The 24,691-nt window shown below is 67.6% G+C and carries 16 protein-coding genes; 4 read left to right on the forward strand and 12 right to left on the reverse strand.

Translation table 11 applies throughout. The features are described 5' to 3' along the window. Positions 1 to 12 precede the first annotated feature (12 nt). The 3 genes from QAR72_RS03750 to QAR72_RS03760 all read left to right on the forward strand — a co-directional run bounded on the left by QAR72_RS03750 (position 13) and on the right by QAR72_RS03760 (position 7,409). On the forward strand, positions 13 to 948 hold the full coding sequence (locus tag QAR72_RS03750) for a glucokinase (RefSeq protein ID WP_304616028.1): 936 nt from the start codon (positions 13 to 15) through the stop codon (positions 946 to 948). 108 nt (positions 949 to 1,056) lie between these two features. Beyond that, positions 1,057 to 2,928, forward strand: coding sequence for an autotransporter assembly complex protein TamA (locus QAR72_RS03755; RefSeq protein ID WP_304616029.1), 1,872 nt, complete (start codon positions 1,057 to 1,059; stop codon positions 2,926 to 2,928). Further along, a complete protein-coding gene (locus QAR72_RS03760; RefSeq protein ID WP_304616030.1) occupies positions 2,928 to 7,409 on the forward strand; it encodes a translocation/assembly module TamB domain-containing protein in 4,482 nt (1,493 codons plus the stop codon). The genes QAR72_RS03755 and QAR72_RS03760 overlap by 1 nt, the downstream gene beginning before the upstream one ends. Here QAR72_RS03760 and QAR72_RS03765 read toward each other — a convergent pair. The 11 genes from QAR72_RS03765 to glpD all read right to left on the reverse strand — a co-directional run bounded on the left by QAR72_RS03765 (position 7,403) and on the right by glpD (position 20,217). Next, the gene (locus QAR72_RS03765; protein ID WP_304616031.1) at positions 7,403 to 8,728 is read right to left on the reverse strand and encodes an ABC1 kinase family protein; all 1,326 of its coding nucleotides are present in this window, start codon (positions 8,726 to 8,728) and stop codon (positions 7,403 to 7,405) included. The two genes, QAR72_RS03760 and QAR72_RS03765, sit on opposite strands and share 7 nt — an antisense overlap. Continuing rightward, positions 8,725 to 9,666, reverse strand: coding sequence for an NAD(P)/FAD-dependent oxidoreductase (locus QAR72_RS03770; protein ID WP_304616032.1), 942 nt, complete (start codon positions 9,664 to 9,666; stop codon positions 8,725 to 8,727). The genes QAR72_RS03765 and QAR72_RS03770 overlap by 4 nt, the downstream gene beginning before the upstream one ends. Before the next feature lie 97 nt (positions 9,667 to 9,763). After that, positions 9,764 to 10,873 carry a Hint domain-containing protein gene (locus QAR72_RS03775; RefSeq protein WP_304616033.1) on the reverse strand — a complete coding sequence of 370 codons (1,110 nt, stop codon included), beginning with the start codon at positions 10,871 to 10,873 and terminating at the stop codon, positions 9,764 to 9,766. 171 nt (positions 10,874 to 11,044) lie between these two features. Continuing rightward, complete coding sequence (gene glpK, locus QAR72_RS03780; protein WP_304616034.1) at positions 11,045 to 12,529, reverse strand: glycerol kinase GlpK; 1,485 nt, start codon at positions 12,527 to 12,529, stop codon at positions 11,045 to 11,047. 69 nt (positions 12,530 to 12,598) lie between these two features. Continuing rightward, positions 12,599 to 14,302 carry an ABC transporter substrate-binding protein gene (locus QAR72_RS03785; RefSeq protein ID WP_304616035.1) on the reverse strand — a complete coding sequence of 568 codons (1,704 nt, stop codon included), beginning with the start codon at positions 14,300 to 14,302 and terminating at the stop codon, positions 12,599 to 12,601. Positions 14,303 to 14,378: 76 nt separating this feature from the next. Then, positions 14,379 to 14,654: a DUF2160 domain-containing protein gene (locus QAR72_RS03790; protein WP_219828945.1), complete on the reverse strand. Its 276-nt coding sequence runs from the start codon at positions 14,652 to 14,654 to the stop codon at positions 14,379 to 14,381. A 12-nt stretch (positions 14,655 to 14,666) separates the two neighbouring features. Next, on the reverse strand, positions 14,667 to 15,527 hold the full coding sequence (locus QAR72_RS03795; protein ID WP_304616036.1) for a carbohydrate ABC transporter permease: 861 nt from the start codon (positions 15,525 to 15,527) through the stop codon (positions 14,667 to 14,669). A gap of 4 nt (positions 15,528 to 15,531) precedes the next feature. After that, on the reverse strand, positions 15,532 to 16,398 hold the full coding sequence (locus QAR72_RS03800; RefSeq protein WP_304616037.1) for a carbohydrate ABC transporter permease: 867 nt from the start codon (positions 16,396 to 16,398) through the stop codon (positions 15,532 to 15,534). A gap of 26 nt (positions 16,399 to 16,424) precedes the next feature. Beyond that, entirely contained in the window at positions 16,425 to 17,495 is a 1,071-nt protein-coding gene (locus QAR72_RS03805; RefSeq protein ID WP_304616038.1) for an ABC transporter ATP-binding protein, read from the reverse strand. Between the two features lie 12 nt (positions 17,496 to 17,507). Further along, a complete protein-coding gene (locus QAR72_RS03810; RefSeq protein WP_304616039.1) occupies positions 17,508 to 18,590 on the reverse strand; it encodes an ABC transporter ATP-binding protein in 1,083 nt (360 codons plus the stop codon). Positions 18,591 to 18,618: 28 nt separating this feature from the next. Further along, the gene (gene glpD, locus QAR72_RS03815) at positions 18,619 to 20,217 is read right to left on the reverse strand and encodes a glycerol-3-phosphate dehydrogenase (protein ID WP_304616048.1); all 1,599 of its coding nucleotides are present in this window, start codon (positions 20,215 to 20,217) and stop codon (positions 18,619 to 18,621) included. Positions 20,218 to 20,475: 258 nt separating this feature from the next. On the opposite strand from glpD, the gene QAR72_RS03820 reads away from it, so the two are divergent. Then, positions 20,476 to 21,240, forward strand: a complete 765-nt coding sequence (locus QAR72_RS03820; protein ID WP_304616049.1) for a DeoR/GlpR family DNA-binding transcription regulator — start codon at positions 20,476 to 20,478, stop codon at positions 21,238 to 21,240. A 49-nt stretch (positions 21,241 to 21,289) separates the two neighbouring features. Here QAR72_RS03820 and putA read toward each other — a convergent pair whose 3' ends face one another. Beyond that, positions 21,290 to 24,688 (reverse strand): bifunctional proline dehydrogenase/L-glutamate gamma-semialdehyde dehydrogenase PutA, encoded by a 3,399-nt coding sequence (putA, locus tag QAR72_RS03825; protein WP_304616040.1) that lies wholly within the window; start codon positions 24,686 to 24,688, stop codon positions 21,290 to 21,292. Between the last annotated feature and the right edge of the window lie 3 nt (positions 24,689 to 24,691).

Consider the following 24,691-nt stretch of genomic DNA (forward strand, 5'->3'; position numbering starts at 1 on the left):
AAGGGACCGGCGATGGCGATGCTACTGGGCGATGTGGGCGGCACCAATGCCCGTCTGGCGATTGCGCGCAACGGCGTGATCGACCAGACGACGGTGACGCGCTTCAAGGGTGACGACTTCGCCAGCTTTGACGATGTCGTGCGCCGCTTCATGGCGGAACAGCACCAGCCCAACATCTCGTCGCTGTGCATCGCGGTCGCCGGGCCGGTCAGCGGGGGTCGCGCCTCGCTGACGAACCGCGACTGGTCCTTTGACGAACAGAACCTCGCGCGGCTGACCGATGCCGACCATGTGCGGCTGATCAACGATCTGACCGCGCTTGGCTATGCGACCCCCGCGCTGAAGGGCGAGGGCCTATCGGTCCTGCGCCCCGCCCCCGAGGATCGCGCCCGCAACGGCCAGGCGCTGGTCGTAGGGCTGGGCACGGGCTTCAACGTCTGCGCGGTCCGCGTGCTGCCCGGCGGCGCGATCACCGCGCTGGAGGCCGAAGAAGGTCACACCCACCTGCCCGCCAACATCATGGCCCGCCTGATCGACCGCGTCGGCGCGGATGCGGCGCAGGGTTTCTTTTCCACCGAAGAGACATTCGCGGGCCGTGGCCTGTCGCGCCTGCACGCCGCGATGACCGGCACCGATCCCGTCCGCAGCGAGGATATCGCCGCCGCCGCCGAGGCGGGCGACGCGGCCGCGAACGAGACCTATGACTTCTTCGCCGAACTGGTCGGACTGCTCTGCCGGGAACTGGCCCTGCGCTTCATGCCGCTGGAGGGGCTGTTCCTTGCGGGCAGCGTCGGGCGCAGCATCGCAGGGCGGATGGACCGCTTCACCCCGGCCCTGCTGTCCGAGGTCCATATGCGCCACATTCCCGAAAACGCGCCGGTTTTCCTGATCCGCGACGACATGGCCGCGCTGCATGGCTGTCTGGCCGCGCTGAACCAGCCCGGCTGACGCAACGCAAAGGTTAAGCGACAAGTCGCCTTTTCGCCGTGGAATTGCTGGATTTCACGGGCTGATCCTGTTTCAATCGGTCCCAAGAACAAAAGGGCGGGCAGGGCGATGCGTCGAATTCTGGGAACTGTGCTGGCGGTTTCGACCGCGCTGGCGGGCGTGGGCCTTGTGCCGGGCGATGCGCGGGCGCAATCCTCGTGGCCCTTTTCCGGCCTGTTTGGCGGCGACGAGGAAGGCCCCGTCGCTCTGGACATCACCGTGGCCGGGGGCGAGGCGGGGCTGGAACGCGCCTTCCGCAACACCTCCCTGATCGCTGCGGCCTTGGCCGAGGACCGGATCTCGGGCCAAGATATCCTTGCGGCGGCGCGGGCGGATTACGCGCGCATCCTGGGCGTCCTTTATGACGAGGGCTATTATGCGGGCGAAATCAGCATCACCGTGGACGGCATCGAGGCCGCCGAGGTCGCGCCCCTTGATGCGCCCGATCTGGTGCGCCGTGCGGTGATCGCCGTCGATCCCGGCCCGCGCTTCCGCTTTTCGCGAGCCCAGGTCGCGCCGGTCGCGCCGGGCAGCGACATTCCCGACGGCTATGCGGCGGGCGAGGTGGCCGGAACCGGCACGATCCGCCGCGCGGCGGTCGCGGGTGTCGATGGCTGGCGCAGCGCGGGCCATGCCAAGGCCGATATCGCGGGCCAGGAGATCACGGCCGAACATGACACCAGCACCGTCGACAGCCGCATCGCGCTGGAGCCCGGCCCCGCCGTGCGCTTCGGCCAGATGCGCGTCAGCGGCAACCAGCGCCTGAACGAACGCCGCCTGCGCAAGATCGCGGGCTATCCCGAGGGCGAACGCTTCGACCCCGACGATCTGGACACCATCCGCAGCCGCCTGCGCCGCACGGGCATCTTTTCCGCCATCACCCTGACCGAGGCCGACGACCTGCGGCAGGGCAACATCCTCGACGTGGATCTGACGGTCGTCGAACAGCGCCCCCGCCGCATCGGCGCGGGTTTCGAGATCTCGAACACGGACGGGGTGCTGGTCTCGGCCTACTGGATGCACCGCAACCTGCTGGGAGGGGGCGAAAGGCTGCGGATCGACGGGCGGATCAAGGATATCGGCTCGACCACAAGCGATCGCGATGACGAGCTGACCCTGCGGATCGACCGGCCGGCCACCATCACGGCGGACACGACCGGCTATGTCGAGACCTCGATCTCGCGCATGCGCGAAGAGGATTACAGCGAGGACAGCGCCAGCCAGTCCCTGGGCTTCAGCCATATCTTCAGCGACCGGCTGACGGCGGACATCGCCGCGCAATACCGCATCAGCCGGGTCTTCGACGCCAACGGCCGTACGAATTTCCGCGTCCTGGCGCTGCCCTCGGATGTCGTATGGGACCGCCGGGACGAGCCGAACAACGCAAGGCGCGGCACCTGGCTCAGCGCCGAGATCATGCCGTTCTACGGCTTTGACGAGACCGATTCGGGTCTGCGCGCGCTTGGCGAGGGGCGCGCCTATGTCTCGTTCGGCGAGAACGATCGCTTCACGCTGGCCACGCGGGGGCGGCTGGGCAGCATCTTCGGCAGCGATATCCGCCGCACGCCGCGCGGCTTCCTGTTCTATTCGGGCGGCGGGGGCTCGGTCCGGGGGCAGCCCTATCAGAGCCTTGGCGCCGACGTCATCACCACCGGCACAGAGGGCCAGAACATCCGCACAGGCGGCATGAGCCTGGCAAACGCCACTGCTGAACTGCGCTTTCAGGTGCGCGACCGGATCGGGCTGGTCGCCTTTGCCGATTACGGGCGCGTCTGGTCCGAAGGCGGCTTCGAGGGCATCAACCGCGACCATGCCGGCGCGGGGATCGGCGTGCGCTACGACACGCCGATCGGGCCGCTGCGTCTTGATGTGGCCGGGCCGGTCGCGGGCGACACGGGCAGCGGCGTGCAACTTTACCTCGGATTAGGGCAGGCTTTCTGATGCGGCGCTTGTGGATATTCGTCTTCGCCCTGTTCTTCCCGCTGGCCGTCCTGGCGCAGAGCGCGGCCGAACTCTCCGCCGAGATCGAGGATGATCGCGGCTTTCTGACCGGGCTTCTGGAACGCAGCCTGTCAGGCGCAGGCCGGACCGTGGTGATCGAGGGCTTCCAGGGCGCCCTGTCGTCCCGCGCGACCTTCACCGAGATGCGGATCGCCGACGAGGACGGCGTCTGGCTGACGCTGCGCGACGGGGCGATCCAGTGGAACCGCAGCGCCCTGCTGCGCCGCCGGATCGAGATCGCCGAACTGACCGCGCGCGAGATCATCCTGCCCCGCCTGCCCGAGGCGCAGGAAAGTGCCGTCCAAGCCGAGGTTCCGGTCTTTGCCCTGCCCGAACTGCCCGTGGCGGTGAACATCGAGCAGATCCGTGCCGAGCGCGTCACCCTGGGCGAGCCGGTGATTGGGGTCGAGGCCGCCTTGCGGATCGACGGGGCCATGAGCCTTGACGGAGGCGAGGGCGAGACGCAGCTGAACGTCACCCGGCTAGACGGGGTGCGCGGCGAATTCGTGCTGGACAGCGCCTTTTCCAACGAGACGCGCATCCTGCGGCTGAACCTCGCGCTGGACGAGGCTGCGAATGGCATCCTGGCGAACCTGATCGACCTTTACGAACGCCCCGCCCTGACCGCGCAGATCAGCGGCGAGGGGCCCTTGTCGGATTTCGCCGCCGATATTCGGCTGGCCACCAACGGCCAGCCCCGGATCACCGGCCGGATCAGCGCCAATGAACGCCCCGACGAGACCGGCACCCCCGGCACCGCGTTCTCGGTGCAGATCGGGGGCGACGTCGCCTCGCTTCTGCGTCCGCAGGATCGCGTGTTCTTCGGCCGCGACACGCGGCTGCTGGCCGAGGGCTGGCGCGCCGAGACGGGCCGGATCGAGCTGCCGCAGCTGAGCCTTCAGACCGAGGCGCTGAGCCTGACCGGATCGCTTTCGACGAACGACCAGAACGCGCCGCAGCTTGCGGAATTGCAGATCCTTCTGGGCCGCGACGCGAATGCGCCGGTCCTGCCGGTTCCCCTGCCCTTTGCCGATGCCGGCACGACGGTCGATTCCGGGCGGCTGCAATTGTCCTATGATGCGGCCGAGGGTCAGGGCTGGACCCTGACCGGGCGGGTCGGCCAAGTCGACCGGGGCGATCTGATGATCGGCCAGCTTCTGCTGGATGGCGGGGGCGAGATCGTGCTGGATGACGGCGCCCTCGTCGAGGTCACGGGCGGGCTGTCCTTTGGTGCGGCGGGGCTGGTCTTTGCCGATGCCGGACTGGCCCAGGCGGTGGGCGACGAGGTGCGGGGCCGGGCCGGGTTCAACTTTACCCCCGGCAACGTGCTGGACGTCTATGACGTGCGTCTGGACGGGGCCGATTTCGGCGTGAACGGCGACTTCCTTGTCGCGGGTCTGGCCAGCGGCATAACGCTGTCGGTCGATGTCACTGCGCGCCACCAGGATCTGTCGCGGCTGTCGCTGCTGGCCGACCGCGACCTGACCGGCAGCGCCGAGGCAGAGCTGAACGGCTATTACATCGTGCTGAACCGGGCCTTTGACCTGGATGCGCGCATCACCGCGACCGATCTGACGCTGGACCAGCCGCAGCTTGACCGCCTGCTGGGCGGCGGCTCGGATATCGTGGTCGAGATCAGGCGCGACGAGACCGGGATCGAGGTCGAGGAAATCAGCCTGTCCGCCGCCCGCGTCACGCTGGACGCATCGGGGCGGATCGACAGCCTGTCCAGCGATCTGGTCGCCCAGATCTCGATGCCCTCGCTGGCCGAGGCCGATCCCGATTTCGGCGGCAGCCTGATGGCCGAGGCGCGGCTGAACGGCCCAAGCGGCCAGCGCCGCCTGACCGTCTCCGGCGAGACGATGGATCTGCGCATCGGGATCGACGCCGTGGACCGCGCGCTGGCCGGCATGACGAACCTGACGCTGATCGCGGGCCAGACGCCGGACGGCTATCAGCTGGACAGCTTCCGCTTCGCCAATCCGCAGATCACCGCCTCGGGCGAGGGGGTATTTGCCGAGGGCGCGCTGGACGCGACGGCCGATATCGCGCTGCCCAGCCTGTCGGCGCTGGACCCGCGCTGGAGCGGCGCGCTGACGGCCCGCGCCCGCCTGACCGAAGAGGAAGGCCGCCGCATCATCGACCTGACCGGCGAGGGCACCGACCTGTCGCTTGGGCAGGGCAATGTCGACGGCGCGCTGACCGGGCGCACCGACCTGCGCGTTCTGGCCGATCAGGCCGAGGGCGTGGTGACGCTGCGCGATGTCCGCATCACGAACGACCAGCTGCGCGCCACGGCCTCGGGGTCGATTGGCGAGGGGGTGACGGATCTGGTGGCCGATCTTCAGCTGGACACGCTGGCGCCCTTTGGCCCGGGCTGGCGCGGATCGCTTGCCGCATCTGGCAGTTTCCGCGAGGCCGGCGACGGGATGCGGCAGCTCAGTCTGCAGGGCACCGGGCGCGATCTGGCGCTTGGACAGGCGCAGGTCGATGGCGCGCTGGCCGGCGAGACGCAGCTGACGCTGGAGGCGACCGAGGCCGAGGGCGTGCTGTCGATCCAGACCGCACGGATCAGCAATCCCCGGCTTCAGGTCGATGCGACAGGGCAGCTTGGCGACGGCGCGACCGATCTGGCCGCGACCATCGCGGCGGGCGATCTGCGCTTTCTGGGCAACGGCATCGCGGGCGCGCTTCAGGCGCAGGCGCGTGTGCTGGATCAGGGCGGGCAGCGCCTGATCACCGCCAACGGCAATGCCAGCGGCCTGCGCGTCGGACAGCCGCGCGTTGATCCCGTTCTGGCGGGGCAGACGGTTTTTGACCTGGCCGCCACGCAGGATGCGGCAGGTGTCAGCCTGCAACGGTTGCAGCTCCGCAACCCGCAGGTGACGGTCGAGGCCAGCGGCGATCCGGCCACGGGACTGCTGGTGGACGGGCGGCTTGCCAATCTGGGGCTGATCGTTCCGGAATTTCCCGGCCCCGCCACCCTGCGCGGCACCTTGCGCGAGGATGGGGCCAATCTGGTCATGGACCTTAACGCCACCGCGCCGGGCAGCGTGGAGCTGCGGATCGCGGGCGTGGCGGCGCGCAACGGGCAATCGGCCGATCTGGCCATCACAGGCAGCGCCGATTCCGCCTTGGCCAATACCGCGCTGCGGACCCGCAGCCTGTCGGGCCCGCTGGCGATCAACCTGCGCCTTGCCGGTCCCCTGGCGCTGCAATCGCTGTCGGGGCAGGTCGCGCTGTCGCAGGGGCAATTGTCCGATCCGGGGCTGGGCATCCGGCTTGAGGGGATCAATCTGGTCGCGGCCTTCCAGAACGGCCAGCTTCGGCTGGACGGGGGCGGCGGCTTCGCAGCGGGGGGCAGCATCGCGGTGTCCGGCCCCGTCGATCTTCAGGGCGGCTCGCTGGATCTGGCGGTCAGCCTGAACCAGGCGGTGCTGCGCGATCCGAACCTCTACGAGACGCGTCTGGACGGGACGGTCCGCATCTCGGGCAACCTGGCGGCGGGGCCGCTGGTCTCGGGGCGGATCATCCTGGACGAGACCGAGATCCGCATCCCCTCGACCGGGCTTGGCGGCGCGCGGGGCATTCCCGACATCCGCCATGTCGGCAACCAGCGTCCCCCGGTGCGCGCCACGCGCGCCCGCGCGGGGCTGGAGGGCTATCCCAGCCCGGCCGCCGCGGCCGCGGGGCTGGCGGGTCCACCTGCGGTTCCGGCGCGCAATCCGCCGCGTCTCAACCTGTCCATCGAGGCGCCGAACCGCGTCTTTGTGCGCGGTCGCGGCGTCGATGCCGAACTGGGCGGGGCCTTCCTGGTGCAGGGCACGTCGCGCAATGTCGTACCGATCGGCAATCTGGAACTGATCCGGGGCCGTGTCGATCTGCTGGGCAACCGCTTCAACCTGACCGAGGGGCTGATCGAATTGCAGGGCAGCCTGATCCCGGTGATCCGCCTTGTGGCCGAGACGCAGCGCGACGGCATCACCACCCGCATCGTGATCGACGGAGAGTTGCGCGAACCCGATATCCGCTTCGAATCCTCGCCCGAACTGCCCGAGGAGGAGGTGCTGTCCCAGCTTCTGTTCGGGCGGGGCCTCGACACGATCACGCCCCTTCAGGCGGCGCAGCTGGCCAATGCGGTCGCGGTGCTGGCCGGACGGGGCGGGGCGGGGATCATCGGCAATCTGCGTGACAGCGCGGGGCTGGACGATCTGGACCTGACGACCGATGCCGACGGCAATGTCGAATTGCGCGCGGGCCGCTACCTGACTGAGAACGTCTATACCGACGTCTCGGTCGGAGAGAGCGGTCGCAGCACGATCAACCTGAACCTCGACATCACGCAGAGCCTGCGGGCGCGGGGTTCGGTCGGCAGCGACGGCAGCAGCAGCCTCGGCGTGTTCTTCGAGCGCGATTACTGATCGCGATAGGGCGCGACCAGCGCGCCCAGATCGACACGCGCGCGCAGCCGCGCCAGCAGCAGGTAAAGCCCGCCGAACTTGCGGTGCAGGAACAGGATCTCGGGCGGGGGCATCTCGGCCCGGTCGCGGCGTTGGGTGATCTCCATCACCATTTCGGCGATGCGCTGCGGGATGTCGGTCCCGGCCAGGTCGAACAGGCCCTGCCGGCGCAAGGGGCCGAAGGCCAGTTCCATCATGTCCAGCAGCAGCGCCTTGTGCGCGGGCTGGGTATCCTCGCGGAAATAGCCGATGGCGATGGCGGCCTCGTCGATGGCCTTGCGGTCATCCTCCAAGGCGGCGCGCAGCAGGCGGCGATATTGCGGACCGACATGGTCCGAAAAGCTGCGCGTCGCCCCGAAATCCAGCAACACCACCCGGCGGCTGTCCGGTTGCCAGCGGTAATTGGCGAAATTCGGATCGGTCTGCATCAGGTTGAAGCTGAACAATTCCTCAAGCACCAGACGGGCCAGCGCATGGGCGGCGCGGTCGCGGACGGGTTGATCCTCGTCGGCCAACGTCTCGATGGGGCGGCTTTCGATGAAATCCATCGCCAGCACGTCGCTGCGGGTGAATTCCGGGTCGGGCCGGGGCAGCAGGAATTCGGGCCGCCCGGCCAGCGCCTCGGCGTAGCGCAGCATCTGGCGGGCCTCGTGTTCGTAATCGGCCTCGGCCTTCAGCTGGGCGCGGGCCTCGTCCAGCAGGGGCGGCAGGTCGATCCCCTTGGGCAGCAGGCCCGGCATCCGCAGCAGCAGCGCAAGGTTGTCGATGTCGCTGTCGATGCTGTCGCGGACGCCCGGATATTGCACCTTGATCGCGAGATCGCGCCCGTCCTTCGTCTGCGCGCGGTGCACCTGCCCGATCGAGGCCGAGGCGATGGGCCGCGTCTGGAACCGCTGGAAGCGCGGCAGCCAGCCCTCGCCCCAGGCGCGGTCAAGCTGGACGCGCAGCTGGCGCGGCGGCATCGGCTCGGCATCGGCGCGCAGCCGCGACAGGATCTGCGTCAGTTCGGGCGGCAGGAAATCGCCCGCGTCCATCGACAGAAGCTGCCCCATCTTCATCACCGCGCCCCGCATCCGCGACAGCTGGTCGGCCAGCCGCATCGCATTGGCGGGCGTCATCAGCAGATCCTGTGCGCGCGGTCGTTCGCCCTGCGCCAGCCGCGCGACGCCCGAGGCCAGCGCCCTGCCCCCGATCCCGCCGGCCAGCGCGCCCATCCGCAAGGCCCGCGACAGCCGCCCCGAGGGCACGGCGCGGCCCTTGTAGTCGTCATCGCCGCTCATGTCCGGGCCAGCAGGTCTTGGGCGATGGCCTGACCGCTGTGAAAGCCGTCCTCGGCGCGCGGCCCGAGGCACCAATCGCCCCCCACCCACAGCGCGCCCTGCCGCAGGAAGGGCTGGCCAAGCGGGACATCCACCTGCGCGTAAAGCCAGCGATGGGCGACGGCCTGCAGCAGATGTTCGGGCTGCGCGCCGATGGCCTTGAGAAGCATCGGCGCCAGCATCGCGGCCAGCGCGTCGAAGGGCAGGTCGATATGGACGGCGCTGAAGGCCGGATCGGACTGCACGACCCAGCCCGTCGGGCCATCCTGCGGGCGGCCGGGTTTGGCGCTGTCCTGCGCGATCCAGGCCAGCGCACCCTCGCCCTTGCGGGTGACGAAGGGACGGGCTGCGGCACGGTCCAGCACCGCCATCAGCGTGATCGAGGGCAGCATCGCCACCCGTGACAGCGCGTCGGCCAAGGCGTGATCGGCGCCCAGCAGCGCACGGGCCTGCGCGGGCGGGATGGTCAGCACCAGATGCCGCGCGTCCACAGCCTGATCGCCCAGCATCACGCGCCATCCGTCATCCAGAGGCGCAAGGGCCGTGACTTGCGCGGATTGGCGCACCTCCAGCCCCTCGGCCAGATGACGCACCAGACCCGACATGCCCGGCTGGCCCACATGGACCACGCCATCGTCCAGCGGCCATGGCGCGGCATGAGACCCGGCCTCGGCCAGCAGGGCGGCGAAACCGGGCGTGCGGGGGCGCAGATATTGCGCGCCGTGGTCAAGGATCATGCGGTCCGGCAGCCGCCGTGTCGCCATGCGCCCGCCGATGCGGCGGCCCTTGTCCAGAACCAGAACCCTGCGCCCCGCCTGCGCCAGAAGGCGCGCGCAGGATATGCCGGTGATGCCCGCGCCGACGACGATCACATCGGTGATGCTGTTGCCCTGATCCATGCTGCCTTTCCTGCGCCGGCTCTTGCGGCACAGTCAGGACAGGCGCGGGCGCGAAAGGCAAGGCGATGTTTTGTCCCGCCCTGCCCCGTCTCGGTGGTCAGACCTGCGCCGCCAGCAGCGGCTTGCCGCGCTGGTGATGGCGCGCGACCATCTGCCGGGCGCGGCGGCCGCGCGTCAGCGGACGGGCGGGCTGAGGGTCGTGATCCAAGTCGAGGATCTCGGGAAACAGCATGGCGATCTCGCGCCGGGCCGCCGCGCCGACCGCCTTGAGCGCCTGCCGCCCGGTATAGAGCGATTCCGTCACCAGCCCGTTCGAGCGCAGCAATTCGTGCCGGTCGAACAGCAGATGCACATAGGTCACGCCAGTCGCGTCGCGGTCGATCTCGACCCCCGGCAGGTCCAGCAGGTGTCGCGCCGCCACCAGAACCTCGGTCGCGCCGAACATCCGCTCTGCCACTTTCGACCGGACAAGGACGCGGTGCTGCGGTGACAGGCGCAGGTTGCGCTCGGGCGCACCCTCGCCCAGCGCGCCGGCGCGTATCAGGATTGGGCGCAGATGCGGCGCGCGGTCCAACATGTTGGCGTCCAGATGGCGCTGGCCCGCCCAGGCGACCGGGCGAAGGCCGCGATCCTCCGTCCAGACCAGCGTTCCGGCGGTGATGGCATCCACCCGCATCTCGCCCGAGGCGGTGCGGATCAGCGTGTCAGAGGCGAAGCAGGGGATGAGGAATTCCCCGATCTGAGGCTCCAGAACCGATTCGTCCGTCTGGAAGATCTGCCCCGGCGTGACGGGGAAGTTCGACACGATGAACCCGGTCTGCCCGTCGGGCTGGGTCAGGTCGATCGCGGTGATCGCCATCCAGTCGGCTTCGTCCTGCCGGGCGAAATAGACCAGATCCGGCCTGCCGATATCCGCCGTGAAGCTGTTCCACGACGTGCCGCCATCGGTCGAATACTCAACCACGATGGGGGCGAAGGGCACGGCGGTGTTGCCTGCAGGGTCTTGGCTGCCCGTCACCGTCAGCCGCCAGCCTGTCACGTCTGCGCGAGAGGTGATCGCACCTGCCGCAATCAGCCGGTCGGCCGGGTGGTTGTTGTTGATCCTGAGCTGCTGATCGATCGAGGGCGGGCTTATCGAGATGACAAGCCCGACCGAGTTGAAGTCGCCAAGCTGGTCGTTGGCGAAGGTAAGCTGGAACGTTGACATGGCTGGACCTCGTGAAACACATCCGAAAAGATAAAATCCTATCTATTCGGATAGCTCGAGTTAACCTTACGTCAAGAATTTTGTGCATTCATAGCGCGAAAAATTATCGCGTCGGTTGTAACTTGGGCACGCGGAAGCGGCGGACGTGCATGACGCCGCCGCATCGGGCGCTCAGGAACAGACCCCGATCGTCGCCTGGATGGCGCGGCGCCATTCATCCTGACGCTCGGTTCGAAGCTCGTCCGACATCTGCGGCTGGAAGCTGCGTTCCAGTGCCCATGACCGGGCGAAGCCTTCGGCATCGGGATAGATCCCCTGCCGCTGGCCCGCCAGCCAGGCGGCTCCGAGGGCGGTCGTTTCGGTGATGCGGGGGCGGTCAACCTGCGCGCCGATGATGTCCGAGAGGAACTGCATCGCCCAGTCCGAGGCCGCCATGCCGCCATCCACCCGCAGGGCGGTGCGGCCATCGCCCTGCCAGTCGGCGCGCATCGCCTGAAGCAGGTCAAGCGTCTGGAAGCCCACGCTTTCCAGTGCGGCGCGGGCCAGTTCGGCGGGGCCGGAATTGCGGGTCAGCCCGAAGATCGCGCCCCGGCATTCGGGCTTCCAGTAGGGCGCGCCCAGTCCAGTGAAGGCCGGGACCAGGATCACGCGCTGGCTTTCATCGGCGCTTTCGGCCAGGGGCTGCGTCTCGCGCGCCTCGCGGATGATCTTGAGCCCGTCGCGCAGCCATTGCACCACCGCGCCGGCGATGAAGATCGAGCCCTCCAGCGCGTAGGTCGGCTTGCCGTCAAGCTGATAGGCGATGGTCGTGAGCAGCCGCTGGCTGGAGGCGACGGGCGTGTCGCCGGTGTTCAGCAGCGCAAAGCAACCTGTGCCATAGGTCGATTTCATCATGCCGGGCTGGAAACAGGCCTGCCCCACTGTCGCCGCCTGCTGGTCGCCTGCGACACCTGTGATAGGAACCGGGCGGCCGAACAGGTCGGGCCGGGTGGTGCCGAAGTCGGCCGAGCAATCGCGCACATCGGGCAGCATGGATTGCGGGATGCCGAACAGGTCGCAGATGGTCGCCGACCAGCGGCCCTTGTGGATGTCGTAAAGCATCGTGCGCGCGGCATTGGTCGCGTCGGTCGCATGGACCGCGCCGCCGGTCAGCCGCCAGATCAGCCAGCTGTCCACGGTGCCAAAGGCCAGATCGCCCGCCTCGGCGGCGGCGCGCGCGCCCTCGACATGATCGAGGATCCACTTGACCTTGGTGGCCGAGAAATAGGGATCCACCAGCAGACCCGTGCGGGCGGTGATCATGTCGCCATGGCCTGCGGCTTCAAGGTCGCGGCAGAATTCGGCGGTGCGGCGGTCCTGCCAGACGATGGCGTTGTGAACGGCCTTGCCGGTCTTGCGGTTCCAGACCACGACGGTCTCGCGCTGGTTGGTGATGCCGATGGCGGCGATGGTCGGATTGCCCGCCTTTTCGATGGCCGCGCGGCAGGTCGCGGCGACGGTTGCCCACAGATCCTCGGGGTCGTGTTCGACCCAGCCGGAACGGGGGAAATGCTGCGGAAACTCTTCCTGCGCGCTGGATCGGACATTCATGTCGGCGTCGAACAGAATCGCGCGGGACGAGGTCGTGCCCTGATCGATGGCAAGGATATGGGTCATGGTCTTCCTCGGGTCGGGCTGAAAAAGGGGGCACGGTCGACCGCGCCCCCCAAGCCTATCGCGCGGGCCTTATTGCTGCCAGCGCTGGATCAGTTCCTCATAGGCGATGGTCACCGGCTCGGGCTTCTCGTTCTCGAGCTTCGGCTTCGGCGCGCCTTCGCGGTCCAGCCAGACCTGCGGGTCCTCGGGCTCGTTCAGGACCGGACCCAGATCGCCCTGGACGCCCGAACGCTGAAGACGCTCGAGCACGGCTTCCTGCTGCTCGCACAGCGCGTCCAGCGCCTCTTGCGCGGTCTTGGCGCCCGACGAGGCGTCACCGATGTTCTGCCACCACAGCTGCGCCAGACGCGGGTAATCCGGCACGTTCAGGCCGGTATCCGACCAGCGCGTGCGGTCGGGCGAGCGGTAGAACTCGACCAGGCCGCCCAGCCGGGGCGCACGTTCGGTGAAGCTGTCGTGACGGATCGAGCTGTCGCGCACGAAGGTCAGGCCGACATGGCTCTTCTTGGTGTCCACGGTCTTCGAGACGATGAACTGCGCGTAGAGCCAGGCCGCCTGGGCGCGGTCGACCGGGGTCGATTGCATCAGCGTGGCCGAGCCCACATCCTGATAGCCGACCTTCATCCCCTCTTCCCAATAGGCGCCATACGGCGAGGGCGCCATGCGCCATTTGGGCGTGCCGTCCTCGTTCATGACCGGCAGACCTTCCTTGACCATGTCGGCGGTAAAGGCGGTATACCAGAACATCTGCTGGGCGATGTTGCCCTGAGCGGGAACCGGCCCGGCCTCGCTGAAGGTCATGCCCGCGGCCGCCGGGGGCGTGTAGTTCTTCAGCCAGTCGATGTATCGCTCGATCGCGTAGACCGCTGCCGGGCTGTTGGTCGCGCCGCCGCGCGCCACGCAGGAACCCACGGGCTGATAGTTCTCGTTGACGCGGATGCCCCATTCATCGACCGGGAAGCCGTTGGGTTCGCCCTTGTCGCCCATCCCGGCCATGGACATCCAGGCATCGGTAAAGCGCCAGCCGAGCGACGGATCCTTCTTGCCGTAATCCATGTTGCCCCAGACCGTCTGGCCGTCGATCTCGCGCCCGGTGAAGAACTTGGCGATGTCCTCATAGGCGGACCAGTTCACGGGGACGCCCAGCTCGTAGCCATATTCCTCGCGGAAGGCGGCCATGATCTCGGGATCGGTGAACCAGTCGTGGCGGAACCAGTAGAGGTTGGCGAATTGCTGGACCGGCAGCTGGTAGAGCTTGTCGTCCGGGCCGGTGGCCGAGGCCAGGCCGATGAAGTCGTCCAGATCCAGGTTCGGGTTCGTGAAATCCGCGCCTTCGCCGGCGATCCAGTCGGTGATGTTGCGGACCTGCTGATAGCGCCAATGCGTGCCGATCAGGTCCGCATCGTTGATATACATGTCATAGACGTTCTCGCCGGTCTGCATTTGCGTCTGCAGCTTCTCGACGACGTCGCCCTCGCCGATCAGGTCGTGGGTGACCTGAATGCCGGTGATGGCGGTGAAGGCCGGCGCCAGGACGCGGGCCTCGTATTCGTGGGTGGTGATCGTTTCCGACACCACGTTGATCGACATGCCGCGCAGAGGCTCGGCCGCGTCGATGAACCACTGCATCTCGGCTTCCTGCTCCTCGCGGGTCAGGACCGACATGTCGCCGATCTCGGAATCGAGGAACGCGCGCGCGGCCTCGATATCGGCGAAGGCGGGGCCGGTCAGAGCCAGCAGGACCGCCGTGGTGGACATCAGCTTCAGGTTCATCTTTCCCTCCCTGTGAACCGTCGAGGTCAGTCTTGTCGGATGGCCGGGCCCCTCACGCCCGGCCATCCCAACCTTGTCACACCCACCGGAATACGGCGGCGGCGTAGACAAGGCAGATCAGCAGCGCCCAGGGCTGCATCGCCGCCCCCATCACCCCCAGCCAGGCGAGGTTGATGAAGGCAGAGCCCAGAAGCGTGATGAACAGTCGGTCGCCCCGCGTCGTCTCGATCCCCAGCACGCCGCGACGGGGCGTTTCGGGGAAGCGGATCGCCAGCACCGTGAAGGTGACCAGCAGCAGGGCGATGATGATGAAGAAGATCGCGGTGGGTTGGGTCCATGCCATCCAGGACATAGCGGGCCTCCGTTACACGCGGCCCAGGGCAAAGCCCTTGGCGATGTAGTTGCGGACGAAATAGATCACCAGCGCGCCCGGAACGATGGTCAGCACCCCGGCCGCGGCCAGAACGCCCCAGTCGATCCCTGATGCGCCCACGGTGCGTGTCATCGTGGCGGCGATGGGCTTGGCGTTCACGCTGGTCAGCGTGCGCGACAGCAGCAGCTCCACCCACGAGAACATGAAGCAGAAGAACGCCGCCACCCCGATCCCGGACGAGATCAGCGGCATGAAGATCTTCACGAAGAAGCGCGGGAAGCTGTAGCCGTCGATATAGGCGGTCTCGTCGATCTCTTTCGGGACGCCGCGCATGAAGCCTTCCAGGATCCAGACCGCCAGCGGCACGTTGAAGAGGCAATGCGCCAGCGCCACCGCGATATGCGTGTCGAACAGGCTGACCGAGGAATAGAGCTGGAAGAAGGGCAGCGCAAAGACGGCGGGCGGCGCCATGCGGTTCGTCAAGAGCCAGAAGAACAGGTGCTTGTCGCCCATGAAGTGATAGCGGCTGAAGGCATAGGCCGCAGGCAGGGCCACCGCGACCGAGATCACCGTGTTCATCACCACGTAGATCAGGCTGTTCACATAGCCCATATACCAGCTGGGGTCGGTCAGGATCGTGACATAGTTCTGAAAGGTCAGGTTCTGCGGCCACAGGCTGAACGTGCCGGTGATCTCGGCATTGGTTTTCAGGCTCATGTTCAAGAGCCAGTAGATCGGCAGCATCAGGAACAGCAGGTAGAGCCCCATGATGATGACGCTGCCCTTGACGCGCGGCAGGGCGCGGCTGCGGCTGCGGGGCGTGGCGGCGGCGGTTGCGGTCAGGTCGGCCATGGCGTCACCCCCTTTTGTCCAGATTGGTCATCACGGTGTAGAACACCCACGAAATCAGCAGGATGACCAGGAAATACATCAGCGAGAATGCGGCGGCGGGACCGAGGTCGAACTGGCCGAGCGCCATCTTCACCAGGTCGATCGACAGGAAGGTGGTGGCATTGCCCGGCCCGCCCCCTGTCACGACGAAGGGCTCGGTGTAGATCATGAAGCTGTCCATGAAGCGCAACAGGACCGCGATCATCAGCACGCCGGCCATCTTGGGCAGCTCGATATAGCGGAACACCTTCCAGCGGCTGGCCTGGTCGATCTTGGCGGCCTGGTAATAGGCGTCGGGGATGGATTGCAGCCCGGCATAGGCCAGCAGCGCCACAAGCGAGGTCCAGTGCCAGACATCCATCACGATCACCGTGGCCCAGGCATGGGCGGGGTTCTGCGTGTAGTTGTAGCTGATGCCCAGGCTGTTCAGCGTATAGCCCAGAAGCCCGATATCGACGCGGCCGAAGATCTGCCAGATCGTGCCGACCACGTTCCACGGAATCAGAAGCGGCAGCGACATCAGCACCAGCACCACGCTGGCCCAGACGCCTCGCTTGGGCATGTTCAGCGCGACGAGGACGCCTAGCGGGATCTCGATCGCCAGGATGATCCCGGAAAAGGCCAGCTGGCGCCACAGGGCGTTCCACATCCGGTCGGATGCCAGCAGCTCCTCGAACCAGCCGAGACCGTGCCAGAAGAAGACGTTGTTGCCGAACGTGTCCTGAAAGGCGTAGTTGACCACCGTCATCAGCGGGATCACCGCCGAGAACGCGACCAGCACCAGAACCGGCAGAACAAGGAACCAGGCCTTGTGGTTGACGGTCTTTTCCATGTTTTCCCCCTCCCCTCTGGTGCGCGTCAGGCGGCTGCCACGCGCCAGTCGTCGGCGTAGATGTTGACCCGCAGAGGATCGATCGCCACGCGCCCCATGTCGGGGGTGACGGCCTGATCCTCGGCGGCGATGATGTTGATGTCGTGACCGGCCAGATCGGCGCGGATGATGCGGTGGCGGCCGACATCCTCGATCCGGTGGATGGTGACGGGCAAGCCCTCGTCTGCGGTCAGGCGCAGATGTTCGGGGCGTATGCCCAGCTGCACCTTGCCCGACAGGCCGCGATAATCGCCCGCCAGCGCCGTGACGCCGCCCGGAATCCGCGCCTCGCGTCCCGATACTTCGGCCGGCAGCAGGTTCATCCCCGGCGAGCCGATGAAATAGCCCACAAAGGTGTGCTCGGGCCGGTCGAACAATTCCTCGGGCGTGCCGATCTGCACGACGCGGCCGTCATACATGACCACGACCTTGTCGGCGAAGGTCAGGGCTTCGGTCTGGTCATGGGTGACGTAGATCATCGTATGGCCGAAATCGTGGTGCAGTTTCTTCAGCTGCGTGCGCAATTCCCACTTCATGTGCGGGTCGATCACGGTCAGCGGCTCGTCGAAGAGAAGCGCGTTCACATCCTTGCGGACCATGCCGCGGCCAAGGCTGATCTTTTGCTTGGCATCCGCCGTCAGCCCGCGGGCCTTGCGGTCCAGCATGTGTTCCATGCCGATCATACGGGCGATCTCGTTCACGCGCTCGGCGACGTAGCTTTCCGGGCGGCCGCGATTGCGCAGCGGAAAGGCCAGGTTGTCGCGCACGGTCATCGTGTCGTAGACGACCGGGAACTGGAACACCTGCGCGATGTTGCGTTCCGCCGTGGGCGCGTGGGTCACGTCCACGCCGTCGAACAGGATGCGCCCCTGCGACGGCACCAGAAGCCCCGAGATGATGTTCAGCAGCGTCGATTTCCCGCAGCCGCTGGACCCCAGCAGCGCATAGGCGGCGCCGTCCTCCCAGTCGTGGTTCAGCTCTTTCAGCGCGAAATCATCGGGGCCCTTGGGCTGGGGCAGGTAGGAATGGGCAAGGTTGTCCAGCGTGATCTTGGCCATCGTCCGAACCTCTCAGGCTGCAAGGGCATAGGGCGCGGGGGTGACCAGGCGGCCATCCTCGGCGAAGACATAGATGTGGCGCGGCTCCAGCCAGACCGGCAGGGCGGCGTCCAGCGCCAGATCGTGGACGCCGTGGATCAGCCCCACCCACCGCGCGCCGTGATGGTCCAGGTGGATGAAGGTCTCGGACCCGGTCAGTTCGGTCACGACCAGCCGCGTGTCGAAGCGGATCGCATCGGCCGAGGGCTGGTGCAGATGCAGGTGGTTGGGCCGGAAACCCGCCAGATAGGTGCCGTCGGGCAGCCCCGCCAGCGCACCGGCAGGCGCGTGGCTGTCGCCATAGGACATGCGCCCCTGCGCCAGTCGCACCGGAAGGAAGTTCATCGGCGGATCGCTGAAGACGCGCGCCGTCGTCGCGTCGACCGGCTGGCGATAGACCTGCGGTGTCGGGCCGAATTGCGTCACGCGGCCCTCCCACAGGGTCGCGGTATTGCCGCCCAGCAGCAGCGCCTCTTCGGGTTCGGTCGTCGCGTAGACGAAGATCGCGCCCGATGCCTCGAAGATGCGGGGGATCTCGACGCGCAGTTCCTCGCGCAGCTTGTAGTCGAGGTTGGCCAAGGGTTCGTCCAGCAGGACCAGACCGGCATTCTTGACCAGCGCGCGGGCCAGCGCGCAGCGCTGCTGCTGGCCGCCCGACAATTCCAGCGGCTTGCGCGTCAGCATCGGCGTCAGGCGCATCAGCTCGGCGGCCTCATGCACGCGGCGGTCGATCTCGGGGCGCGAGACCCCCATCAGCCGCAGGGGCGAAGCGATGTTCTCGTAGACCGTCATCGCCGGATAGTTGACGAATTGCTGGTAGACCATCGCCACCTGACGGTCCTGAACGCGCATCCCGGTCACGTCCCGGCCCTGCCAGATCACGCGCCCCTGCGCGGGGCGATCCAGCCCCGCCATCAGCCGCATCAACGAGGTCTTGCCCGAGAGCGTCGGCCCCAGCAGCACGTTCATCGTGCCTTTCTCAAGGCGCAGGTCGGTGGGGTGGATGTGAACCTGCCCCTCGACGACCTTGCTGACGCCCTTCAATTCCAAAGTCATGTCATTCCCCCTCCCCTTGACTGCCGCCCTATTCGGCGGCAGCCGATGCGCCGCCCCGGCGGGCGCGCATCCAGTCGTTCAGTGCGTCGATCTGGTCCTGCGTCATCCGCAGTCCCAGCTTGCTGCGGCGCCAGACGATGTCCTCGGCGCTGCGGGCATATTCGCGCTCCATCAGCCAGATCACCTCGGCCTCGGTCAGGGTCGCGCCGAAATCGCGGCCCAGATCGGCGGCATCCCGGGCGCCGTTCAGCACAAGCTTGGCCTCGCTGCCATAGGCGCGAACAAGGCGCAGCGCCCAAGGCGCGCTGAGAAACGGATGCGCGCCCCGCAGGTCGCAGACCAGCCGGCCCACCGCATCGACCGGGAAATCTCCGCCCGGCAGGGGCGCGCCCTTGGTCCATGCGCCGGGCAGGCCCGGAAAGAAGGGCGCGATCTTCTGCAGCGCGGATTCCGCAAGGCGGCGATAGGTGGTGATCTTGCCGCCGAACACGTTCAGCACCGGCGCGCCGCCATTCTGGTCCACCTTCAGCGTGTAGTCGCGCGTCGCCGCCGTCGCGCTTTGCGCCCCGTCATCGTAAAGCGGACGCACGCCGGAATAGGACCAGACGACATCCTCGGGCCCAAGCTGGCGCGTGAAATACTGATTGGCGAAGGCCAGCAGGTAATCGCGCTCCTCGGGCGTGCATTCGGGCTTGCGCGAGGGGTCGTCATGTTCGGCATCGGTCGTGCCGATCAGGGTGAAGTCTGTCTCGTAGGGGATGGCGAAGATGATCCGCCCATCGGTCCCCTGGAAGAAATAGCACTTGTCGTGATCGTAAAGCCGGCGCGTCACGATATGGCTGCCGCGCACCAGGCGCACGCCCTCGGTCGAGTTCAGGCGGATCTTGGTCTGGATGATCTCTCCGACCCAGGGGCCGCCGGCATTGACCAGCATCTTCGCCAGATGCTGCCGCGTCTCGCCGGTTTCGCTATCTTGCGTCGTGACGCGCCAGTGTTCGTTTTCACGCTCGGCCGAGAGGACGCGGGTGCGGGTCAGGATCCGGGCGCCGCGCGCCTCGGCGTCGCGGGCATTCAGCACGACCAGCCGGGAATCCTCGACCCAGCAATCGGAATATTCAAAGGCGCGCTCGAATCGCGCCTGCAGGGGGGCACCTTCGGGCGTGCCGGGCAGCGACAGGGTCGCGGTGCCGGGCAGAATCTTGCGGCCGCCGAGATTGTCGTAGAGGAACAGGCCCAGCCGGATCAGCCAAGCCGGGCGCCGCCCGCGCATCCACGGCATGACCACGCCCAGCAGCTTGGAGGTGGGCGTGTCGGATTCGAACCGCATCTCAGGGTGATAGGGCAGGACGAAGCGCATCGGCCAGCTGATATGCGGCATCGCGCGCAGCAGCACCTCGCGTTCGATCAGTGCCTCGCGGACCAGCCGGAACTCGAAATACTCCAGATAGCGCAGGCCGCCGTGAAACAGCTTGGTCGAGCCCGACGAGGTCGCCTGCGCCAGATCGCCCATCTCGGCCAGGGTGACGGACAGGCCGCGCCCCGCCGCGTCACGGGCAATCCCGCAGCCATTGATGCCACCGCCGATCACGAAGAGATCGGTCATGTCCTGGGTGCTGCCTGCCGTCATGCCAGCCTCGTCGTCTTGCGCTTCCGAGGGGATCATGGCGCAGGACGCGCAGAAAGGAAAGAACTTTGTTTTCTTTTTTGTTCGTGCATGAAAGTGCTGACAAGGCTGGGATTTTCGGACTTTCCGCGCTGCAGAACCGATTTTCACGTTGTGCAAAGGGCATAGCAGGCGAGGCCGGATGTTCGTTCTGGAAAAATACGAAAAACTTGCGCGGACGAATCGAACATGGCAATTCTGGTCAACCTGACCGGAGCGCGCATGTCCCAATCCTTTCGCCAGCCCGAAATCCTGGAAATCGCCCGCCGCGACGGCAAGGTGACGGTCGACGCGCTTGCGGCGCATTTCGGCGTGACTTTGCAGACGATCCGCCGCGACCTGACCGAACTGGCCGAGGCCGGGCGGCTGGAACGGGTGCATGGCGGCGCGATCCTGCCCTCGGGGGTCAGCAATATCGGCTACGAGGAACGCCGCGCCCTGAACCAGGAGGCAAAGACCGCCATCGCGCGGGCCTGCGCCGCCGAGGTGCCCGAGAACATCTCGCTGTTCCTGAACATCGGCACCAGCACCGAGGCCGTTGCCCGTGAATTGCTGGGCCATCGCAACATGCTGGTCGTCACGAACAACATGAACGTCGCCAATATCCTGGCCGCCAATCCCGATTGCGAGGTGATCGTCACGGGCGGCAACCTGCGCCGGTCGGATGGCGGGCTGGTCGGCACCCTCGCGGCCGAGACGATCCGGCAGTTCAAGTTCGATCTGGCGGTGATCGGCTGCTCGGCGCTGGACCGCGACGGCGATCTGCTGGATTTCGACATTCAGGAGGTCGGCGTCAGCCAGACCATCCTGCGCCAGTCGCGCCGCACGTTTCTGGCGGTGGATCATTCCAAGCTGAAGCGCAGCGCACCCGCCCGGATCGCATCGCTGGCCGAGCTGGATTGCGTCTTCACCGACCGCCCGCTGCCGCCGGAACTGACGCGGCTGTGCCAGGTCTGGGATACGCGCGTGGTCGCGGCGCAGGGCTGAGCACAGGCACCGGGGGCGCTTGCCCCCGATGCCCAGGGTCGCGAACGGGTCAGCCTGCCAGAAGGGCCGCGTTGCCGCCCGCTGCGGTCGTGTCCACGCACAGATGCCGTTCATGCAGCACATGCGCCTGATCGGGCATCGCGGTCAGCAGCGGAACCAGCGGACCCTGACGCTGCGCCAAAGCCTTGGCCATGTCGCGGGCCGTCGCCTCGTCGCCCCACCACAGAACCGCCGAGAGGCCCGGCAGATCCACCAGCGCATCCGGCGAAAGCGTGCCTTGGGCGGTGACGGCCTCGGCCCCCAGGGCGCGGACGGCCCGGGCCTGAGCCTCGGCACTTTCGGCCCCCGGACCAAGGCAGAGCACCGGCGGGCGGGGCGTCAGGGTCAGGCGGTTCAGCTCTCCGGTCGGGCCGGGCATCAGGGTTTCCGAGACGCTGCGCGCGGGCGCGTGCCCCAGCAGGCCTGCAAGGCGGGCCGGATCGTCGCGGGTCGTCCACTCGCTGCCCCCTTCAGGGCGTTCGGGCGCGAAGAAGCGCGGCAGATAGAGCGGGCCGCCCGCCTTGGGGCCGGTGCCCGAAAGCCCCTCACCGCCGAAGGGCTGGCTGCCGACCGTCGCGCCGACCTGGTTGCGGTTGACATAGAGATTGCCGGCATGAACCGCGTCGGCAACCTCTTGCACGCGGCTGTCGATGCGGCTGTGCAGGCCAAAGGTCAGGCCGTAGCCGCGCGCATTGATCGCCTGGATCACCTTGGGCAGGTCGGCGGCGCGGAAGGTCGCGACGTGCAGGACGGGTCCAAAGATCTCGCGTTCCAGATCCTCGATCCCGGTGACGCGGATCAGGGTCGGCGGGACGAAGCACCCGTGCTGCGGTGCGGCGCGCTGGTGCAGGATGCGGGCGCGCTGCGCCTCGATCCAGTCAAGGATGCCCTGCCGCGCCTCGGGGTCGATGACCGGGCCGACATCGGTCGAGAGATGCCAGGGATCGCCCACGGTCAGTTCATCCATCGCACCCCGGATCATCGCGATGACGTGGTCGGCGATGTCCTCCTGCACGTAAAGGCAGCGCAGGGCCGAGCAACGCTGACCCGCCGAGCGGAAGCTGGAGGCGATGATGTCGCGCACCGCCTGTTCGGGCAGGGCGGTGCTGTCCACGATCATCGCGTTCAGCCCGCCGGTTTCCGCGATCAGCGGCGTGCCGGGAACCATGTGCTGCGCCATGCTGTCGGCGATGCGGCGGGCGATCTCGGTCGAGCCGGTGAAGACCACGCCGTCGATGCGCGGATCGCGGGTCAGCGCCGCGCCGACCGTGGCGCCGTCGCCCGGCAGCAATTGCAGCGCCGAGGCCGGGACGCCCGCCTTGTGCAGCAGGCGCACGGCGAAGGCGGCGATCAGGGGCGTCTGTTCGGCGGGCTTGGCCAGGACCGCGTTCCCGGCCATCAGCGCGGCCGCGATCTGGCCGGTGAAGATGGCCAGCGGAAAGTTCCATGGGCTGATCGCGGTGATGATGCCGCGCGGCGCGTCACTGCGGGCCTCGCCCTGCTGGGCGTAGTAGCGCAGGAAATCCACCGCCTCGCGCAGTTCGGCCACGGCGTCGTTCAGGGTCTTGCCCGCCTCGCGGGCGAGGATGGCGAAGATCGGGCCGAACTGGGCTTCGTAAAGGTCAGCGGCGTGGCGCAGGACCTGCGCGCGTTCGGCGGCGGGTGCATCCCAGGTCCGGGCATCCTCGATGGCGCGGGTGACGGTCTCGGCATCGGCCTCGGTCACATGGGCCAGAACCTCGCCATTGGCGGGGTTCACGACCGGCTGGCGCGGGCCGGTGGCCGGGCGCATTGTGATCGGGGCGGCGTCGTCCAGCGCGACCTGGCGGCCGGCGTCGATGCGGGCCAGCACGTCGTCGGCATTCAGGTCGAAGCCCTGCGCGTTGACGCGCCCTTCGCCATAGATCGCGGCGGGGGCCTTCAGCGCCTGCGGGGCGCGGGCGGTGGGCAGCGCGTCAAAGGGGTCGCGGGCGATGTCCTCGGGGGCGACATCCTCATCCACGATCTGGTTGACGAAGCTGGAATTCGCGCCGTTCTCCAGCAGGCGGCGCACCAGATAGGCCAGCAGATCGCGATGCGCGCCGACCGGGGCATAGATGCGGCAGCGCGTGCCGTGATCGGTCAGCACGATGTCGTGCAGCCGTTCGCCCATGCCGTGCAGGCGCTGGAATTCGAAATCCACGCCCTTGGCCATGTCGAGGATCGCGGCGACGGAATGGGCGTTGTGGGTGGCGAATTGCGGATAGATGCGGTCGGCATGGGCGATCAGCTTCTTCGCGCAGGCGATGTAGCTGACATCGGTTGCCGTCTTCGAGGTGAAAAGCGGGAAGTCGGGATGGCCCTCGACTTGGGCGCGCTTCATCTCGGTATCCCAATAGGCACCCTTGACCAGACGAACCATGATGCGGCGGTCCAGACGCACGGCCAGCGCGTGCAACCAGTTGATCACCGCGCCCGCACGCTTGCCATAGGCCTGCACGACCACGCCGAACCCGTCCCAGCCCGCCAGTTCGGGATCGGACAGCGCGGCCTCGATCACCTTCATCGACAGGGACAGGCGGTCCTGTTCCTCGGCGTCGATGTTCATGCCCATATCGGCGGCGCGGGCCGCGCGGGCCAGATCGCGCACCACGGGGACCAGTTCGGCCATGACGCGGGCCTCTTGCGCGACCTCGTAGCGGGGATGCAGCGCCGACAGCTTGATCGAGATGCCGGGATTGGCGCGCACATCGCCCTTGTCGCAGGACTTCGCGATGGCCGCGATCGCGTCGGCATAGGACCGGGCGTAGCGGTCGGCATCCTCGCGCGTCATCGCGGCCTCGCCCAGCATGTCGTAGCTGTAGCTGTAGCCCTTGGCCTCCAGCGTGCGGGCGCGCGACAGGGCGTCGGTGATGGTCTGGCCCAGCACGAACTGGCGGCCCATCTCGCGCATGGCGCGCTGCATGGCGGCGCGGATCACCGGCTCGCCCAGACGGCGGATCGCGCCGCGCAGCGTGCCCGCGATGCCCGGTTGCGGATCGTCCAGCACGCGCCCCGTCAGCATCAGCGCCCAAGTCGAGGCGTTCACCAGGCTGGAGGCGCTTTCGCCCAGATGCCTGCCCCAATCCGAGGGCGCTATCTTGTCCTCGATCAGCGCGTCGATGGTCATGCGGTCGGGCACGCGCAGCATCGCCTCGGCCAGACACATCAGCGCGACGCCCTCGCGGGTGGACAGGCCGTATTCCGCCAGCATGTGCTCCATCATCGTCGGCCGCGACTGCGCGCGGATGCGGCGGACCAGATCGGCGGCATTGGCGCTGATGCGCGCGCGGGCCTCGGCGGACAGTGCGGCCTCGGCCACCAGCCGGTCGAGGATCGTGGGCTCGGGGGCGAACTTGGCGGCGGATTCAAGGGCTTTCAGGTCGGTCATGGC

The sequence above is a fragment of the Paracoccus sp. (in: a-proteobacteria) genome (genome assembly GCF_030604785.1).
Taxonomy (GTDB): Bacteria; Pseudomonadota; Alphaproteobacteria; order Rhodobacterales; family Rhodobacteraceae; genus Paracoccus.

Excerpts from the sequence above, each read along its gene's own strand:
- putA (WP_304616040.1), bottom strand. The coding sequence starts at position 24,688 with ATGACCGACCTGAAAGCCCTTGAATCCGCCGCCAAGTTCGCCCCCGAG.
- QAR72_RS03795 (WP_304616036.1), bottom strand. The coding sequence starts at position 15,527 with ATGGCCGACCTGACCGCAACCGCCGCCGCCACGCCCCGCAGCCGCAGC.
- QAR72_RS03805 (WP_304616038.1), bottom strand. The coding sequence starts at position 17,495 with ATGGCCAAGATCACGCTGGACAACCTTGCCCATTCCTACCTGCCCCAG.
- QAR72_RS03810 (WP_304616039.1), bottom strand. The coding sequence starts at position 18,590 with ATGACTTTGGAATTGAAGGGCGTCAGCAAGGTCGTCGAGGGGCAGGTT.
- glpD (WP_304616048.1), bottom strand. The coding sequence starts at position 20,217 with ATGACGGCAGGCAGCACCCAGGACATGACCGATCTCTTCGTGATCGGC.
- QAR72_RS03775 (WP_304616033.1), bottom strand. The coding sequence starts at position 10,873 with ATGTCAACGTTCCAGCTTACCTTCGCCAACGACCAGCTTGGCGACTTC.
- QAR72_RS03750 (WP_304616028.1), top strand. The coding sequence starts at position 13 with ATGGCGATGCTACTGGGCGATGTGGGCGGCACCAATGCCCGTCTGGCG.
- QAR72_RS03790 (WP_219828945.1), bottom strand. The coding sequence starts at position 14,654 with ATGTCCTGGATGGCATGGACCCAACCCACCGCGATCTTCTTCATCATC.
- glpK (WP_304616034.1), bottom strand. The coding sequence starts at position 12,529 with ATGACCCATATCCTTGCCATCGATCAGGGCACGACCTCGTCCCGCGCG.
- QAR72_RS03755 (WP_304616029.1), top strand. The coding sequence starts at position 1,057 with ATGCGTCGAATTCTGGGAACTGTGCTGGCGGTTTCGACCGCGCTGGCG.
- QAR72_RS03765 (WP_304616031.1), bottom strand. The coding sequence starts at position 8,728 with ATGAGCGGCGATGACGACTACAAGGGCCGCGCCGTGCCCTCGGGGCGG.
- QAR72_RS03820 (WP_304616049.1), top strand. The coding sequence starts at position 20,476 with ATGTCCCAATCCTTTCGCCAGCCCGAAATCCTGGAAATCGCCCGCCGC.
- QAR72_RS03760 (WP_304616030.1), top strand. The coding sequence starts at position 2,928 with ATGCGGCGCTTGTGGATATTCGTCTTCGCCCTGTTCTTCCCGCTGGCC.
- QAR72_RS03785 (WP_304616035.1), bottom strand. The coding sequence starts at position 14,302 with ATGAACCTGAAGCTGATGTCCACCACGGCGGTCCTGCTGGCTCTGACC.
- QAR72_RS03800 (WP_304616037.1), bottom strand. The coding sequence starts at position 16,398 with ATGGAAAAGACCGTCAACCACAAGGCCTGGTTCCTTGTTCTGCCGGTT.
- QAR72_RS03770 (WP_304616032.1), bottom strand. The coding sequence starts at position 9,666 with ATGGATCAGGGCAACAGCATCACCGATGTGATCGTCGTCGGCGCGGGC.